The sequence below is a fragment of the Parviterribacter multiflagellatus genome, from assembly GCF_056863265.1.
Genome location: NZ_JBXPIZ010000001.1, coordinates 637,803 through 653,963 on the forward strand (window position 1 = coordinate 637,803; position 16,161 = coordinate 653,963).

The 16,161-nt window shown below is 70.1% G+C and carries 13 protein-coding genes; 3 read left to right on the forward strand and 10 right to left on the reverse strand.

Annotated features, from left to right (window positions below):
- The first annotated feature begins 10 nt into the window (after positions 1 to 10).
- Genes AC1UE5_RS02885 through AC1UE5_RS02895 form a run of 3 tightly spaced genes read left to right on the forward strand, consistent with a single transcriptional unit; the run spans position 11 to position 4,829 of the window.
- Entirely contained in the window at positions 11 to 1,915 is a 1,905-nt protein-coding gene (locus AC1UE5_RS02885; RefSeq protein ID WP_482920554.1) for a site-specific DNA-methyltransferase, read from the forward strand.
- Positions 1,912 to 4,527 (forward strand): DEAD/DEAH box helicase family protein, encoded by a 2,616-nt coding sequence (locus AC1UE5_RS02890; protein ID WP_482920555.1) that lies wholly within the window; start codon positions 1,912 to 1,914, stop codon positions 4,525 to 4,527. The genes AC1UE5_RS02885 and AC1UE5_RS02890 overlap by 4 nt, the downstream gene beginning before the upstream one ends.
- The gene (locus tag AC1UE5_RS02895) at positions 4,524 to 4,829 is read left to right on the forward strand and encodes a hypothetical protein (protein WP_482920556.1); all 306 of its coding nucleotides are present in this window, start codon (positions 4,524 to 4,526) and stop codon (positions 4,827 to 4,829) included. The genes AC1UE5_RS02890 and AC1UE5_RS02895 overlap by 4 nt, the downstream gene beginning before the upstream one ends.
- A 169-nt stretch (positions 4,830 to 4,998) precedes the next feature.
- On the opposite strand, the gene AC1UE5_RS02900 is transcribed toward AC1UE5_RS02895, so the two are convergent.
- The 10 genes from AC1UE5_RS02900 to AC1UE5_RS02945 all read right to left on the reverse strand — a co-directional run bounded on the left by AC1UE5_RS02900 (position 4,999) and on the right by AC1UE5_RS02945 (position 16,132).
- Entirely contained in the window at positions 4,999 to 7,734 is a 2,736-nt protein-coding gene (locus AC1UE5_RS02900; protein WP_482920557.1) for a DUF4365 domain-containing protein, read from the reverse strand.
- A 504-nt stretch (positions 7,735 to 8,238) separates the two neighbouring features.
- Positions 8,239 to 9,339, reverse strand: coding sequence for a sensor histidine kinase (locus AC1UE5_RS02905; RefSeq protein WP_482920558.1), 1,101 nt, complete (start codon positions 9,337 to 9,339; stop codon positions 8,239 to 8,241).
- The gene (locus AC1UE5_RS02910; RefSeq protein WP_482920559.1) at positions 9,336 to 10,010 is read right to left on the reverse strand and encodes a response regulator transcription factor; all 675 of its coding nucleotides are present in this window, start codon (positions 10,008 to 10,010) and stop codon (positions 9,336 to 9,338) included. Before AC1UE5_RS02910 ends, AC1UE5_RS02905 begins: the two co-directional genes overlap by 4 nt.
- 37 nt (positions 10,011 to 10,047) lie before the next feature.
- The gene (locus AC1UE5_RS02915; RefSeq protein ID WP_482920560.1) at positions 10,048 to 11,235 is read right to left on the reverse strand and encodes an ABC transporter permease; all 1,188 of its coding nucleotides are present in this window, start codon (positions 11,233 to 11,235) and stop codon (positions 10,048 to 10,050) included.
- Positions 11,232 to 11,903 (reverse strand): ABC transporter ATP-binding protein, encoded by a 672-nt coding sequence (locus AC1UE5_RS02920; protein WP_482920685.1) that lies wholly within the window; start codon positions 11,901 to 11,903, stop codon positions 11,232 to 11,234. The genes AC1UE5_RS02915 and AC1UE5_RS02920 overlap by 4 nt, the downstream gene beginning before the upstream one ends.
- Positions 11,904 to 11,911: 8 nt before the next feature.
- Positions 11,912 to 12,973 carry a peptidoglycan-binding protein gene (locus AC1UE5_RS02925; protein WP_482920561.1) on the reverse strand — a complete coding sequence of 354 codons (1,062 nt, stop codon included), beginning with the start codon at positions 12,971 to 12,973 and terminating at the stop codon, positions 11,912 to 11,914.
- On the reverse strand, positions 12,955 to 13,431 hold the full coding sequence (locus tag AC1UE5_RS02930; RefSeq protein WP_482920562.1) for a hypothetical protein: 477 nt from the start codon (positions 13,429 to 13,431) through the stop codon (positions 12,955 to 12,957). The genes AC1UE5_RS02925 and AC1UE5_RS02930 overlap by 19 nt, the downstream gene beginning before the upstream one ends.
- Positions 13,432 to 13,553: 122 nt before the next feature.
- Positions 13,554 to 13,973, reverse strand: a complete 420-nt coding sequence (locus tag AC1UE5_RS02935) for a nuclear transport factor 2 family protein (protein WP_482920563.1) — start codon at positions 13,971 to 13,973, stop codon at positions 13,554 to 13,556.
- 3 nt (positions 13,974 to 13,976) lie between these two features.
- Positions 13,977 to 14,858 (reverse strand): alpha/beta fold hydrolase, encoded by an 882-nt coding sequence (locus AC1UE5_RS02940; RefSeq protein WP_482920564.1) that lies wholly within the window; start codon positions 14,856 to 14,858, stop codon positions 13,977 to 13,979.
- Entirely contained in the window at positions 14,855 to 16,132 is a 1,278-nt protein-coding gene (locus tag AC1UE5_RS02945; protein WP_482920565.1) for an MFS transporter, read from the reverse strand. Before AC1UE5_RS02945 ends, AC1UE5_RS02940 begins: the two co-directional genes overlap by 4 nt.
- Between the last annotated feature and the right edge of the window lie 29 nt (positions 16,133 to 16,161).

Sequence of the window (16,161 nt, forward strand, 5' to 3'; positions counted from 1 at the left end):
AGGAGTCCCTTTGTCCGTCCGCCTGAACTGGGAGCAACGCCCGGAACAAGTCGAGCGCCTCAGTTTGCCGTTCCAGACGGTCGAGAGCATCAACGAGTCGCGCGCTACGCGCGAGCGGGATCGGGGTTCACTGCTCGGGGCGAGTCCCGCCAAAGCGGGCCGCAACCTTTTGACGTGGGGCGACAACCAGTTGGTCATGTCGAGTCTGTTGCGCGAGTACGCCGGGCGCGTGCGGCTGATCTACATCGACCCTCCGTTCGACACCGGGACCGACTTCTCGTTCCGGGTCGATGTTGGCGACGTCACGCTGACGAAGCAGCCGAGCGTGTTGGAGGAGCACGCCTACCGAGACACATGGAGCGGAGGGCGTGGGTCGTACCTCCGGATGATGTTCTCGCGGCTCGTCTTGATCCACGAGCTGCTCAGCGAGGATGGCTCCCTCTACCTGCACTGCGCGCCGAACGTGAGTCACTACCTGAAGGTCCTTTGCGACGAGGTGTTCGGCGCTGACCGATTCCGAGCAGAGATCGTCTGGAAGCGCGTCTCCGGTCACGGAGATGCCAAGAAGTGGTCACCCGTTCACGAGGTGATCCTGCACTACTCAAAGGGCGCGACATACCTGTGGAACCCGCCGCGGGAGCCACTCGATCCGGGGTACACGGGGACGAAGTACACGCATGACGACGGCGACGGCCGGGGTCCGTACCGGCTCGACAACCTCACTAGCCCGAACCCGCGCCCAAATATGACGTACGAGTGGCAGGGCTTCCCGCCGCCCCCGAAGGGCTGGCGCTACAGCCTCGCCTCGATGAACGAACTCGACGCGGATGGGCGCATCCACAAGCCGGAGGACAAGTCTAAGCGTCCGCAGCTGAAGCGCTACCTGGAGGAGAACGAGGGCCACCTCGTCGATGACGTGTGGGACGACATCCCGCCGGTCAACTCCCAAGCAGTCGAGCGCTCCGGCTATGACACCCAGAAGCCGCTCGTGCTCCTCGAGCGGATCATCGAGGCATCGAGCAACCCGGGTGATCTCGTGGCCGATCTGTTCTGCGGCTCCGGAACGACCCTCGTCGCGGCCGAGCGCCTGGACCGCCGCTGGATCGGCTGTGACCTGGGACGCTTCGCGATCCACACCACACGCAAGCGTCTCCTGGATATCCCTGACTGCAAGCCGTTTGAGATTAAGAACCTCGGCGCATACGAGCGCCAGCGCTGGCAGCTCGCCACCGGCAACGGGGCCCTCCGCAACTACCTCGACACCATCCTCGCCTTCTACCGCGCCGAGCCGGTCGAGGGCTTCCTTCACCTTCATGGCCGCAAGGATGGTCGCATGGTCCATATCGGTGCAACCGACGCCCCCGTGACGGTTGACGAATGCGAAGAGGTGATCGACGAAATGGCCGATCACGGGATCGCCGCCTGCGACGTGCTGGGCTGGGAGTGGGAGATGGGCCTGAACGACACCATCGTCGAGCGAGGCCGGCGCCGAGGCGTCGAGCTTCGACCGCGGGCCATCCCGCGCGAGGTGATGGAACGCTCGATCCAGGACGCCGACTCGGTGCGCTTCTTCGAGCTCGCGTACCTCGATCTGGACGTCCGCCGGCAAGGTCGGGAGGTCTCCGTTGTCCTCCAGGACTTTGCGATCCCAAGCGAGGAGCTGATCCCGCCAAAGGTCCGCGACCGCATCGGCAAGTGGTCCGACCTCATTGATTACTGGTCCGTGGACTTCGACTACCGCGACGACACCTTCCACAACCGCTGGCAGGCGTACCGGACCAAGGCGAGACCGATGCTCGAGACCAGGACCGACTTCCACGAGTACGACGCGCCGGGCCGATACTCGCTCGTCGTCAAGGTCATCGACATCTTCGGCAACGACACCACGAAGCTGGCCGAGGTCACGATCAAGTGACTGAGGCCACCGAGACGGTAATCGCCGGCGACCCGTTCGCCGTCCCCGCACGCCGCAAGCCAAGCGAGGGCACGCACCTCGTGAACTCGGTCCGCGCCGAAGTTGATGCGTGGCGGGCTAACGGCTACCCCGGTGCCAGCCGAACGACCCGGCGCCTGTTCGGGTACTGGTTCGATGACGAGCACCGCACCGGCGATGGCTACCCGTTCCGCTTCTACTTCTGCCAGCGCGAGGCCGTCGAGACTTTCGTCTACCTGACCGAGATCAAGCAGGTCCGCTCCTTCCTCGACCTGCTGCCCTACGCAGAGCAGGGGATCATGATCGACCCTCAGGAGACCCGCCGGCAGCGGCTCGCGGTCAAGATGGCGACCGGCTCCGGCAAGACGATGGCGATGAGCCTCTGCATCGCCTGGTCGTACTTTCACGCCACGTACGAGCCCGATTCGCCCATGACGACGACGTTCGTGGTCATCGCGCCGAACGTGATCGTGTTCGAGCGGCTCAAGACGGACTTCGCCGACGCGGCGACCTTCCGGCGCGACCCAATCATCCCGCCCGAATGGGAGGCTGACTTCGACCTCACTGTTGTGTTGCAGGACGAGCTCACACCGGTCGCTAATCGCGGCGCGCTCTATCTCACCAACGTGCAGCGGCTATACGAGACACCTTCGAGGAAGGCGGCGGCGCCGCCGAACCCAGTCGAGACCATGCTGGGTCCGCGCGTGAACCGGGACGTCAATGCGGCCGACACCGGTGCGGCGCGGCTGTTCGAGCGGATCGCCGATGCGGGGCGCGTCATGCTGCTCAACGACGAGGCCCATCACGTCTGGTCCGAGAAGCTCCAGTGGAACCAGACGATCGAGCGCCTGCACGTCGCGCTGCAGGAGCGTGCACCAGATGACGGCCGCGCTGGGGTGGTTTCGCAGATCGACTTCTCGGCGACGCCGAAGACTCAGCAGGGCACGATCTTCCGGCACGTTGTCTGTGACTACCCGCTCGCGCAAGCCGTCGCAGACGGCATCGTCAAGACGCCGCTGATCGGCGAGGTCCGCGGCGCGAGCATCGAGCTGGGTGACTCCGCCGCACAGCGGTACCGTCAGTGGCTCGACGTGGCGGTTGCGCGTTGGCGGAAGTTCAACGACGCGCTCGAGCCCGCTGGCAAGCGTCCCGTGCTCTTCGTCATGGCCGAGAACACGCAGGCCGCCGACGAGGTGGGCGACTACCTGCGCCAGCGCCCCGAGTTCTCTGGCGACCGCCTGCTCGTCATCCACACCAACGCCTCAGGCGAAATCACGAAGGCTGATCTCGACGTCGCGCGGAACGCCGCCCGAGAGGTTGACGGCCCGGACAGCCGAATCCGCTGCATCGTCAGCGTTCTGATGCTCCGTGAGGGGTGGGACGTGCGCAACGTCTGCGTCATCGTGACGTTGCGGAGCCTGACCGCGAGGGCGAAGATCCTCCCCGAGCAGGCTCTCGGTCGTGGTCTGCGGCGCATGACGCCGCCGGGCTCCGGCCACGACGAGCGCGTCGTAGTAATCGAGCACGATGCTTTCCGCGACCTTTGGAGCGCCCAACTGGACGGAGGCCTCGTCGTTGAGAAGGAGGACGCCGACAAGATCGAGGCGGGCGCGCTCACGATTTTCGCCGACGAGGCGAAGCGTCGGTTCGACATCACGATTCCGCAGCTCAGCCGCACAATCGTGCGCACGGAGACACCGCTCGGCACCCTCACCCTCGGAAGTTTCGAGGCGCCGGCGGCCCGCCTGCCGGTCCCCGACGTTGAGCCGGACGAGTACATCAAGTACCGAGGGCTCCACCTCATCGACAAGGTCGAGGTGGAGCGTGACGAATTCCTCGTCCCCTACGCCGAGGACCCGTCCGGGGTCATCACCTGGTACACCAACGCTGCGCTAAGGGCCGGAGGCGTCGCCGGCATCGCCGGGGCCTTCGCCGTTGTAGCTCCGCTCATGCGTGAGTACCTGCGCACCAGGGTCTTCTCCGTGGAGGTCGAGTTGGACGACAAAGTCGTCCTTCGTCGCCTAGCTGAGAACGATGCTCAAGCCATCGTCACGACTTCGTTCCAAAAGGCCCTGCGCGCCCTCTCAATAGGCGAGCGTGAGGCAACAATCACCGAGCACGCCGTCCGCGTGTCCGAGACGCCGGCTTTCCCATGGTCTCGGGATACCTACACCGGAGAACGCACCGTGTTCAACATCACCCCAGTGGACTCTTCGCTTGAGAAGCGGTTCGCGAAATTCCTTGACAAGGCCGAAGACGTAGCCGCCTGGGCCAAGCTCACGATGAATAGCCGCTTCGCGCTGGAGTACATCTCCTCGACCGGGGCGCTGCGCTACTACTACCCCGACTTCGTTATTCGGCTAGCGGACGACTCCTGCCTGGTGGTTGAGACCAAGGGGCTCGAGGATCCGGACGTCCCGCACAAGGACGCGCGGGCCCGCCGATGGGCACGTGACGCCAGCGCCTTGGCCGGCCGGGACTGGGGTTACGAGAAGGTTCCCCAGAAGACGTTCGACGCGTTCACCGGGAGTACTGTGGAAGCTCTTAGACGCTTCGTCGCCGCCGCAGGCGGCACGCAGGAGAAGCTCGCATGAGCCCCGCCAACGCGCAGCAGATGAACCTCCTCCAGTGGGCGGAAGACCTCGAGGCCGAGCGGGAGCAGGTCGCTTCGGTGAACGAGGCACGCCGCACGCGGCGAGGCTTCATCGTATTCGCGACCGACCCGACCGTCGGTACCGACTCACCGGCTTACCGACAGGTCTACGCGACCGAGGCGAAGACCGCCGGCCAGGCGACTGCCAAAGTGCGGCCTCTTGCCGAAGGAAAGCGACTGCGCGCTTATCTCGCTACCGGTACTTACAAGCACGAGCTCGCGGATGCTCAGTGGGTTGCGTGAGCGTGGTGCCACGGTGCGACGATGGAGTCGGGGTTCAGGCTCCACCCGAACTGGACCAGGCCAAGTTCACTTCGTACAGCTGCGTCACTCCTACTCTGCGCGGTGACAACTGAACCCCGCGTCTATCGTGACCCAGGTGCGGTCGAGCATCGGCGCGCAGCCGGGGCGGTCATTGACCCGGCTCGCAGGTTGCGTGCAGGCGAACCGTTGCGGACGGGTGTTCAGCGAGATGGCTGAGGAGCGCCATTGCTCGCTCGGGCTGCTGTTCTGCTCTGGCGAGCGTATGCGCTAGTGCAAGCGCGACCTGGCGCCCGGGATCATCCGCGGCGTACTCGAGCGCAGTAACCAAAGGCTCTGGGGCTTCGCCGCGGGTGAGAAGCAGCGCCGCCTCGGCCGCCGCTGTGGCCCGTACGACGGCCGCCTCGTCACTCAGCAGTACCACGAGCGCCGGGGCAAGCGTGGCGTGAAGTGCGGCGAGGTGCGCCGCCCAGCGGCGATGCCTCGCTGAGCCCTCGAGAAGCTCCGGCATGAGCGCGGCGGCCCGGCCATCGCCATCGGCCAACGCTGCAGCCAGATACGCCGCCTGGCCACGGATGTCGTTGTTCTCGAATGGAGTCTCAATTGGTGGGTTGTGGCGCGGGGCGACTTCGGCGACTCGGCGAAGACGGTCGCGCGCCCCGGTATCGAGGGTCGAGGCGGAGCGGGCGAGCACCGCGAGCGCCTCGCGCTTACCTGCACGGGGTACAACTTCGTCCTCCAGGAAGCTGATCAGCGCCTCAAGACCGTCAGGGTGAGGATGATGCATGACGATGACCGCCAGCGCGCGGGCAGGGTCACCTGGTCCGAAACTAAGTGTGCCCTTGCGTACACCCGTGCGGATCGAATCGAGCGAGTCGATCAGTTGCGGAACCACGGCGTGAACGACCTCTCGGTCAACTTCGTCGATCCGGCCGAGCCCGCCCAGCGCGTCGACAGAGCCGCGCTGTGCAGCTTCAACGAGCTGCGCGTGTGCGTCCTCAACATGAGGCGCAGCAAGACGCAGAATCACCCAGCGGAGCGGCGGTAGTGACGAAACGGGCATCAGCGCCCGAGCGCGAGTCTCTGTCCAGACGGTCTCAGGAAGGGCATCTAGGAGCTTCGCCCAGGCGGTCTGTGCAAGTTCGGACCAGGCAGGAGGAGCGGCGGGCAGGGTCAAGGTCGCAAGATCCGCGACGGCTTCCGACATCGGCGGTGCGAGCCCCGCTAGGGTGTCCAGCGCGACCACGTTCGGTTCGAAGGCGCGTCCCGCAGACAGTCTCAGGAGTGGTGCGGGATCGTCGAGAAGGCCGCTGAGCCACGCGAACGCGTCCGTTGCAGCCTGCTCATCGAAGACGTCGCCACCGTGCTCGATAAGGGCGAGGTCGGCGGAGAGAGTGGTTCGCGTCGCACGCTCGAGGGAGGCCCGTTTGGCTACGTCTCGGACGGCAAGTGCAGGACCGTCGTCCACAAGTCGGCGGACGGAGAGCTCGACGCCTTTCCCGTCGCCGCAAAGACGCAGCGTGTCAAGAGCTGTCGCTGCTGTATCGACCGACGTGTGACGTGTGAGTCGCAGGAACGAATCACGCCCAAGCAGAGCCGAGAGGTTTCGCCACGCGGAATGATCGCCAAGGTGGCTCGCCGCGAGCGCAGACACGTAGAGGAGATTGTTCGCCTCGTCTTGACCGCCGAGCGTCACCGATGAATCCCGCGCCCAGTCATTGAACTCCCGCTCAACGACGCTGATTGCGCCACGGTATGCCGTCTGCGTGCGCCACCATCGGGCCGCGGTGTCCGTTGCTTGGATGGCCTCGCCGATGTTCTTTTCGATCCACGGTGCAGTGTCGAATAGAAGAATCGCTGCGACTCCGCGAAGGGCGCTCGCGGTGACATCGCCTGCTGCTCCTACGTTGGCGGCCAGCAACTCAGCGGCGCGGCCGCGCGCGGCATCGACCTCACCGACATCAAGTGCCGCACGTGCCAGCTGGGTCTTCAGCCACACGTCGTCAAGCGGCAACATCTGGTCATCGGCCAGGGCCTCGTTGAGCGCCGCACAAGCGTCGGCGGGAGTGCCCTGCTCGATCGCGAAGCATGCAAGCGCAACAACCGCGGCCGCGCGTGACGGCGGGTTCGGCGCATCGTCGAACGCCGCCCGTAGCGCGGACCCATCGTCGTCCAGCATCCGTGTCGCCAACGCTCCGACGAACCGCCATGACCACTCTGTATGCGTTACGGCGTCGCGGATGCGCGGGACAGCGCCCGGAAAGCGCTCAGCGTCCCGGTCTAGCTCATTGAATCGTGCCAGCATCAAGAGGGCAATCGCCTGAGTCGGTGTGAACGGCTCCTCGCGTGCCACGTTGGGGTGCGGGGCGACAAGCCTCGGAACCACCATCGCGAACCGGAGGGCGTCGTTTGCTGTTGGCGGTTCGGCTCCGGTCCACGCGGTTCCTTCCAGCGCGAGGCCCGGGCGAGAGGTCGCTGCGACTGCCAATAGCTCGTCAAGGTGCTCGTCGTCGAGTGTGGCGCTGCGCGGCACCAAGATCTTTGCTCCCGCACCGGTGTCGACGACGGATTCGGCGGTCACGTGCACCCAGTAGGCCGTCTCGCTTTCGTCGTTGTAGAGGACGAGCAGATGCGGAACGTGGTGTGTCGTCCAGTAGTCGAAGTGAGCTTTGTCTCCCTCCGCGTACCACCAGCCCTCAGGACATTCGTCCGTTACGTCTTGGTTCGGACGCGCGAAGTAGCTGGCGCCCGCCTTCACCTGGACACCGACCACAAGGCCGAGGTCATAGCGCCGGCGATCTCGCACCTGGGCGAAAATGTCGGTGCCCAGGTCGTGTTGACCGGGTACTGGAACGGGTCCCCAGCGGAGCCTCGTCAGGTCAGCCATGACCTCGTTGACGCCGGTGCTTCCAGTCTGTTCCGTCTCAGAAGCGCGCATTGCTGATCTGCCAATCGTCGACCAGTGTCGTGGCACTGTAAGGCCGCTCTGGTCTTACGGCAATTCAAGAAGCTCGCGCATCAGGCGGCGACGAACACGAAGCTACCGGCCCGAGAAGACCGAGACATAACCAGAGACATGGATTTCGATGAGCCTCGCTCGCGGCCTAATGCGTTCGAAGCAGGTCCACGCTGTCCGTGGCTGGACCTTGGTTCGCGGTGTGCGCGCCCGCGCGAATGAACACCTTCGTACCGGGGTCCAAGTCGGGGTCCAAAGTGAGCGATTCGACCCCGTTCCGGCCGCAACTCAGGTAGTCTCAAACCACGATGAACGCTGGGATTTCAACTCAGCGGAACTCACCCAGGGGCGCTGGGGGCCGGGCGGTCGCAGGTTGAATCCTGTCTCCCGACAAGGCCCAATCTGATCGGGCCTTCGCCGTTCTGATGCCTCAGCTCACACGCCCGAAGCGTCCGAGGCTCGAGGCCGAGGGAACGACACCCGCACGTCGAGCCCACCATCGCCCGGAGCGTCGAGGTGCAGCTGCGCATCGTGCGCCGCCGCGACCCGCGCGACGATGGCCAAGCCCAGCCCGCTCCCGCGAAGCGACGAAGTGCCGTCCGCGACCCGGCCAGTGCCGCGGACGAAGGGCTCGGTGAGCGTGGGGAGGACGTCCGGAGCGACGACCGGCCCGGTGTTGCGCACGCGCAGCGCCACGTGGCCGTCGTCGGCGGTGCCGGTGTGGAGCTCGGCGCGGCCGCCCGCCGGGAGGTTGTGGCGGATGCTGTTGAGGACGAGGTTGGAGACGAGCTGGCGCACGAGGGTCGGGTCGCCGTCGGTGTCGCCTTCGCCGAGCTCGCCGATGAGCGCGACGCCGGCTGCGTCCGCTTCGGGCCGGAGCTCCTCGAGCACCTGAGCAGCCACCTCGGCCAGGTCGATCGGCACGCGGTCGACCGCCGCGCCGTGGTCGAGCGTCGAGAGCGCGAGCAGCGCCTCGACCGCCTCCGTGCCGCGGCGGTTCGTCGCGTTGAGCCGCCGCAGGACCTCGTCGACGTCGCGGCCGTCCGGGTCGGCCAGCGCCACGTCGATCACCGACCGGCTGATCGTGTACGGCGTGCGCAGCTCGTGGGAGGCGTTCGCCGCGAAGCGCCGCTGCTCGTCCATCTGGGCCTGGAGGCGGTCGAGCATCCCGTCGATCGTGTCGGCCAGCAGGCGGAACTCGTCGTGCGGACCGTCGAGGCGCACGCGGTGGTCGAGCGAGCCCTCGGTGACCCGCTGCGCGACGGCGCCGATGCGGTCGAGCGGGCGCAGCATCCGTCCGGCGAGCAGCCACCCACCGGCCAGGCCGACCACGACCAGGCCGGCGAGCACCTGCAGGGCGCGGCGGAGGAACGCGCGGAGCAGGTCGCTGCGGTCGGGGGCGAACGACCCGCCGTCGGCGGTGAGGTTGCCCTCCGGCACGAACCGCAGGACCCAGAAGAAGACCGCCATGAGCGCGACGCCGCAGACGACGACGAACGTCGCGTAGCTGAGCGCCAGGCGCAGGCGGGCGCTCACGGCTGCTCCTCCGCAGGCCCGATGCGGTACCCCGAGCCCGTCACCGTGTGGATGATCCACGGCTCGCCGAGGCGCTTGCGCAAGGACGAGATCATGATGCGGACCGCGTTGGTGAACGGGTCGGCGTTCTCGTCCCACGCCTTCTCGAGCAGCGTCTCGGCGCTCACGACCCCGCCGTCGGCCGCCATCAGCAGCTCCAGCACGGCGAACTGCTTGCGGGTCAGCGGCACGTACCGGCCGTCGCGATGGACCTCACGCCGGAACGGGTCGAGCCGCAGGTCGCCGATCTCGAGCACGGGCGGCGTCCCCTCCGGCGGGCGCCGTCCGAGCGCCCGCAGCCGCACCACCAGCTCGCGCATCTCGAACGGCTTCGTGAGGTAGTCGTCGGCGCCGAGCTCGAAGCCGCGCACCTTGTCGTCGAGCCGGTTGGCGGCGGTGAGCATGAGCACCCGCACCGGAAGGCGGTCCGCGGCGATGCGGCGGGCGACGTCGTCGCCGTGGACGACCGGGAGGTCGCGGTCGAGGACGACGGCGTCGTACGGGTGGAGCGCGAGCCGATGCAGCGCCTGCTCGCCGTCGCCGACGACGTCCGCGGTGATGGCCTCCAGACGCAGGCCGGTCTGGATCGCCTCGGCGAGGTACGGCTCGTCTTCGACGATCAGGACCCTCATGGGATCGAGCGTAGGTGCCGGGTCTATCACTGGCATATCAACCGTTGAGCGCCACGCTCGGGGGCGTCCGCGCCGCGCGCACCGCGGGCCACAGACCGGCCAGCCCGCCGACCACGACCGTCGCGCCCGCGCCGAGCGCCACCACCGTCGGAGGGAGCACGACGACCCACGCGTTCAAGCGCGAGACGACCACGGTGACGGTGGCGCCGAGCCCGACGCCGGCCGCGCCTCCGAACGCCGAGAGCGCGAGCGCCTCGGCGAGGAACTGCCGGCGGATGTGGCCGCGCGTCGCCCCGATCGCCCGCCGCAGCCCGATCTCGCGGCGCCGCTCGATGACCGCGATGACCATCGTGTTCGCGACGCCGATCCCCCCGACGAGCAGCGCGATCGATCCCAGTGCGAGCAGCAGGCCGGTGAACGCCTCGTCGGCCGCATCGACGGCCGCGAGCGCATCGGACGGGCGCGAGACCGCGACGGCACCCGGCCGCTGCGGCCGGACGGAGGGCGCGATGAGCTCCCGCACCGGCCGGACCGCGGTGTCGGCGGCGCGCGTGTAGAGGCGCGTCGGGCGGCCGGCGCCGCCGAGCGCGCGGCGGGCGGCGGGCACGCCGACGAGCGCCGCGACGTCGAGCTCCGGCGCGAGCGGGACCGGCTCCAGGATGCCGACCACGACGGCGTCGCGGCCCCCGAGCCAGACGAGCGTCCCGGGGCGCGTGACGCCCAGGCGCCGGGCGGCGGTCGCCCCGAGCACCGTCGCCGGGAGGGTCGCAGTGGCGCCGTTCAGCCACTGCCCGGCCGCGACGCGGGCGCCGACGACGCGCAGGGTCCCGAGCTCGGCCGCGGTGACGGTCAGGCCACCGGTGCGACCCGGGTCGATCGCGCGGTTGCGGTAGACGCGGACGCCCTCCAGGTCGGCGACGGTGGCCGCCGCGAGGACGTCCGGGATCCGGCGCACGCGTGCCGCGGCGTCGGCCGGGAGCGCCGTCGGCGCGCCCGGTGCCGCGGCCGGCTCGGCGGTCAGCAGGTTGGTGCCGAGCGCCGCGAGGCGGCGCTGCAGGCGCTCCTGGCTGGAGGCCGAGATGCCGACGACGGCGACCATCGCGGCGATGCCGATGGCGACGCCGAGGGCGGACAGCACCGCGCGGCCCGGACGGGTCCGCAGCCCGGAGACGCCGAGCCGCAGCAGGTCCCCGGTGCGCAGGCGCGCGGGCGGGAGCGGCGTCATCGTTCCGCCGGCTCGTCGGCGACGACGCGCCCGTCGCGGATCCGCACGCGGCGGGGGAGGACGGCGGCCAGCTCCGCGTCGTGGGTGATGACGACGATCGTGGTCCCCGCGGCGTTGAGCTCGCGCAGCAGCGCGACGACGCTCGCGCCGGACGCCGAGTCGAGGTTGCCCGTCGGCTCGTCGGCGAGCAGCAGCGGCGGGTCGCCGACCACGGCGCGCGCGATCGCGACGCGCTGGCGCTCACCGCCCGAGAGCTGGTTGGAGCGGTGCTCGACGCGGTGCGCCAGCCCGACGCGGGCCAGGGCCGCCAGCGCGCGCTCGCGCCGGCGGCGGCGCGGCAGGCCGGTGTAGAGCAGGCCGTCGGCGACGACGTCGACCGCGCGGACGCCCTCGCCGAGGTGGAACGACTGGAAGACGAAGCCGATCCGGTGGGCCCGGACCGCCGACAGCTGCGCGTCGCTGAGCGCGGCGACGTCGACCCCGTCGAGCAGGACCCGCCCGGACGTCGGCCGATCCAGCGTGCCCATCACGTTGAGCAGCGTTGACTTCCCTGACCCGCTCGGGCCCACGACGGCGACCAGCTCGCCGGCGGTCACCGCGAGGTCGACGCCGGTGAGCGCGGGTACCGGCGGCGATCCGTAGGTCCGCACGACGTCCTCGAGCACCATGTCGCCGCTCACGGCGACGGCACCACGACGCGGGTCCCCGCGGTGATGCCGCGGCCGGCGATCTCCACCCGCCCGGCGACGAACGCGCCGACCCGCACGGGCACCCGGCGCGTGTCCGCCCCGTCCGGGACCTCGACGCCGAACCGCTGCGGTCCGAGCGCGACCAGCGCGGCGACCGGCACCGTCAGGACGCCGGTCCGTGTGCGGCTGCGCAGGCGCACGGTGACCGTCGCCCGGGCGAAGGCGGCGGCCGCGTGCGGGACGCGCAGGCGGACGACCACCGGGACGACGACGGACGTGCCGGTCTCCGTCTGGCGCTGCCGCGGCGCGCCGATCCGCGTCACGCGGCCGCGGGCTTCGCCGCCGGTCGGCAGCTCGACGGTGACGCGCGCGCCCGCGCGGGCCAGGTGCTGGTCCTTCAGCGCGAGGTCGACGCGCACGACCCGCCGGGTCGCGGACGTCGCGTACAGGTCTTCGCCGGGAGCGACGACCGCGCCGAGCCGCGCCCGGCGCCGCGCCACCCGCAGGTCGTGGCGCGCGAAGAGGACGGCGGCGTGGGCCAGCCTGCCGGTCGGCCGGAGCCCGAGCGCACGCTGCCAGGCCTTGATGCCCCAGGCGGTCCACTCCGAGAAGCGGTCGTCGACGTCGCCGCGGAAGTACCCGAGGGCCGCGAGGCCCGCCTCGAGCTGCCGCACGTCCTCGCCGTCCGCCATGCCCTTCTCGAACGTCCGGTAGGCCGGCAGGGAGCCACGGAGCAGCAGGATCGGCCGCGCGTCGATCGTCGCCAGCACGTCCCCGGGGCGCAGGATCGTCCCCTCCGCCGGGAGCCACGTCACGACGCCCGCGGCCGCGGCCGCCACCGGAGCGCTCGCGGGGTAGAGGAGGGTCCCGACCGCACGGGTCTCGGCGCCCACGCGGCCCGACGTGACCGGCGCGGTGGCGAGCGCTGCCCCGGCCCGCGCCCGCGGCGCCGGCGTGCCGTCCGCGGGTACGAGCAGCGCGGCGGCGCCGACGGTGCCGGCGCCGAGGAGGACGGCCACGGCGCCGATGGTCAGCGCGCGGCGAGGCACGTGTCGATGTCCTCCTGGGTCGCGTCCTCCGGCACGATCAGCGCGCCCTGCGCCGGGTCCTCGACCTCGTAGCCCTTCTCGCGCAGGCACTCCGCCTGCTCGAGCGCCTTCTTCTCGGCCGCCGCCTCGTCGGCCTTCGAGCGGGCGACCGTGGGCGGGTCGCCGAGCTCCTTCATGCACTCAGAGGCCGAGGCGTTGATGGCGGGGGAGGACTCCTGGATGCCCTGGCCGGGCGCAGGGTCCTTGACGTCGTGGCCCTTGGAGCGCAGGCAGCCGGCGAGCTTGACGTCGTACGCGTCCCGGGCGGAGGAGAAGCTCTGCTCGCTGACCTGCTGCGGCTCCTTCTCGCCCGCGGCGGGCTCCTCGTCAGCGGCGCCGCAGGCGGTGACGGCCCCGAGGCTCGCGGTGGCGAGCGCCGCGACGGCGAGGCGACGGAAGGCACGGTGGGTGGTGGTCATGCCGCGACATCCAAGGGCGGCGGCCGTCCAACCCGTGTATGCGAATTCGCATAGGTCGCTGATACGTCAGCGGGAGCCGCGGTGGCGGGGAGGCCCGCACGGACACGGGCCTCCCGCCTCGCTCACCCCCGCAACCGACGCTCGCCCTCCTCGATCCGCACGTCGTTGATCGAGGCGAACCGCTGGGCCATGAGGCCCGAGGGCGCGAACTGCCACAGCTCGTTCCCGTAGCTGCGCCACCACTGGCCCGCCGGGTCGCGGCTCTCGTACTCGAAGCGGACGGCGATGCGGTCGGCGCCGAACGCCCACAGCTCCTTGCGCAGGCGGTAGTCGAGCTCACGCTCCCACTTGCGCTGCAGGAACGCGACGATCTCCGCGCGCCCACGGAGGAACTGGTCGCGGTTGCGCCACTCCGAGTCCTCGGTGTACGCGCGGGCGACGAGCTCCGGGTCGCGGGTGTTCCACGCGTCCTGCGCCGCGCGCACCTTCGCGCGCGCGGTCTCGGCGGTGAACGGCGGCCGGATGTCCGTGGGCTGCGGCATGGGTCAGCGCGCCGTCCGCGTCAGGAAGTCGCGGATCAGGCCGGCGATCGTGTCGAGCTCCTCCTCCAGCGCGAAGTGGCCGGTGTTGAGGAGGTGCAGCTCGGCGTCCGGCAGATCCCGCTTGAACGCCTCGGCGCCGGCCGGCCCGAAGATCTCGTCGTTCTTGCCCCAGACGAGCAGCGTGGGCGGCTGGTGCTCGCGGAAGTAGCGCTGGAAGCCGGGGTAGCCGTCGAGGTTGAACTGGTAGTCGTGGAAGAGGTCGAGCTGGACCTCGCGGTTGCCGGGCCGGTCGAGGTATTGGAAATCGAGCTCCCACGTGTCGGGGGCGATCGCCTCGGGGTCGCGCGTCCCGTGGGTCCACTGCCACTTGGTGGCCTCGTAGCTGAGGTACTCGCGCACGCTCTCCTCGTGCGCCGCGCGGTCCTTGGCGTGGGCGAACAGCCGGTCCCAGAACGGGGTGAAGCCCTCCATGTACGCGTTGCCGGACTGCGACACGATGGCCTGCACGCGGGTGGGGTGGCGCTCGGCGAGGCGCAGCCCGATCGGCGCGCCGTAGTCCTGGATGTAGATGGAGAAGCGCTCCAGGCCGATCTCGTCGACGAACGCGAGCACCACCTCGTAGAGGCGCTCGAACGTGTAGTCGAACGTCCCGCGGGGCGGGAACGAGCTCTGCCCGAAGCCGGGGTAGTCCGGCGCGACGAGGTGGAAGGCGTCGGCGAGCGCGGGGATGAGGTTGCGGAACATGTGCGAGGAGCTCGGGAAGCCGTGCAGCAGCAGGAGCGTCGGGTTCGCCGGGTCGCCGGCCTCGCGGTAGAAGACGTCGACGCCGTCGACCGTGACCGTGCGGTGCCGGGTGACCGGCGTCGTGATCGGGGTGGTGCTCATGCGGTCCCTCCTTCAGGGATCGGGTGGTGGGAAGGTCGGATCGGCGCGGGGCCGGAAGCAGCGGCGGGCGCCGGCGTCACGCGGCGCACGAGGGCGGCGGCGAGCAGCGCGAGGACGGCGGCCGTCGCGAACGCGGGCCCGTACGTGCCCGCCCGATCGCGGACGAGGCCGGCGATGGCGACCGCGAGCCCGGCGCTGGTCTGGTGGACGACGAACGAGGCGCCCAGGACCGCGCCGATCGCCCGCGCCCCGAAGCGCTGGCCCAGCGTCCCGACGATCAGCGGGATCACCACGAACGACGACGCACCGAAGAGCGCAGCGGCGATGAAGAGCGCCGCGACGGAGTCGCCCACGGCGGCCGCGAGCAGCGCGGCGGCCCGCAGCACGAGCAGCGCGCCGACGAGCCGGCGGACGTCGATGCGGGCGGCGAACGTCGAGATGCCTGCCATCGACACCGCGCTGAGCGCCGCGGCGACCGCGATCAGCGCGCCGCCGGTGGCCGGCCCGCCGCCGGCGTCCTCGGCCAGGCGCGGGAGGTGGAGCAGGGCGAGGTAGAGCGTCGCGCCGTTGACGCCGAACACGAGCGTCAGGCGCCACCAGTCGGCGTCGCGCAGCGCCTCGGCGAGCGTGGCCTGGGGGTGCGCAGCGGCGTCCGGCTCGATCGCGGCGCCGTCCGGGTGCTGGCCGACGTCCGCGGGCCGTGAGCGGAGGCCGAGCGCCGCCGCCGGTGCCACCGCGACGAGCACCACGAGCCCGAGCACGAGCGCGGCCGTCCGCGGCCCGGACGCGTCGATGAGCAGCCCCGCGAGCGGACCCAGCGTGAGCTGGCCGGCGTTGATGCCCATGAAGACGCGGGCCAGCACCTGCGCCCGGCGGCGGACGTACCAGGTGCTGATCAGCGCGCCGACGGCCATCGAGCTCGACGCGCCGAACGCCGCGCCAGCGAGCACGCCGTAGACGGCCACGAGCTGCCAGAGCTCGCGTGCGGCGGCGAGGAGGACGTACGCCGCCGCGAGCGCCGCGATCGCGCACGCGATGACGGCGCGGGCGCCGATGCGATCGACCAGGCGACCGGCGAGCGGCTGGACGAGCCCGGCGACGGCGGCGTTGAGCCCGGCGATGAGGCTCAGCTCGGTCACGCCCCAGCCCTCCTCGCGCCCGAACGGGGCGAGGAACTGGCCGGCGGCGAAGTTGAGCCCGAAGGCGGCGGTCATCACCGCGAACGCGACGACCGCGATGCGCGGTCCGAGGAAGGCGCTGGGGGTGGAGGTCATGGGCACGTGAGAGGGGTGGTGCAACCGTC

What these genes read in the sequence shown, in the direction of transcription:
- AC1UE5_RS02895 (WP_482920556.1), top strand. Translation starts at nt 4,524, where the DNA reads ATGAGCCCCGCCAACGCGCAGCAGATGAACCTCCTCCAGTGGGCGGAA.
- AC1UE5_RS02900 (WP_482920557.1), bottom strand. Translation starts at nt 7,734, where the DNA reads ATGGCTGACCTGACGAGGCTCCGCTGGGGACCCGTTCCAGTACCCGGT.
- AC1UE5_RS02910 (WP_482920559.1), bottom strand. Translation starts at nt 10,010, where the DNA reads ATGAGGGTCCTGATCGTCGAAGACGAGCCGTACCTCGCCGAGGCGATC.
- AC1UE5_RS02915 (WP_482920560.1), bottom strand. Translation starts at nt 11,235, where the DNA reads ATGACGCCGCTCCCGCCCGCGCGCCTGCGCACCGGGGACCTGCTGCGG.
- AC1UE5_RS02920 (WP_482920685.1), bottom strand. Translation starts at nt 11,903, where the DNA reads ATGGTGCTCGAGGACGTCGTGCGGACCTACGGATCGCCGCCGGTACCC.
- AC1UE5_RS02930 (WP_482920562.1), bottom strand. Translation starts at nt 13,431, where the DNA reads ATGACCACCACCCACCGTGCCTTCCGTCGCCTCGCCGTCGCGGCGCTC.
- AC1UE5_RS02935 (WP_482920563.1), bottom strand. Translation starts at nt 13,973, where the DNA reads ATGCCGCAGCCCACGGACATCCGGCCGCCGTTCACCGCCGAGACCGCG.
- AC1UE5_RS02940 (WP_482920564.1), bottom strand. Translation starts at nt 14,858, where the DNA reads ATGAGCACCACCCCGATCACGACGCCGGTCACCCGGCACCGCACGGTC.
- AC1UE5_RS02945 (WP_482920565.1), bottom strand. Translation starts at nt 16,132, where the DNA reads ATGACCTCCACCCCCAGCGCCTTCCTCGGACCGCGCATCGCGGTCGTC.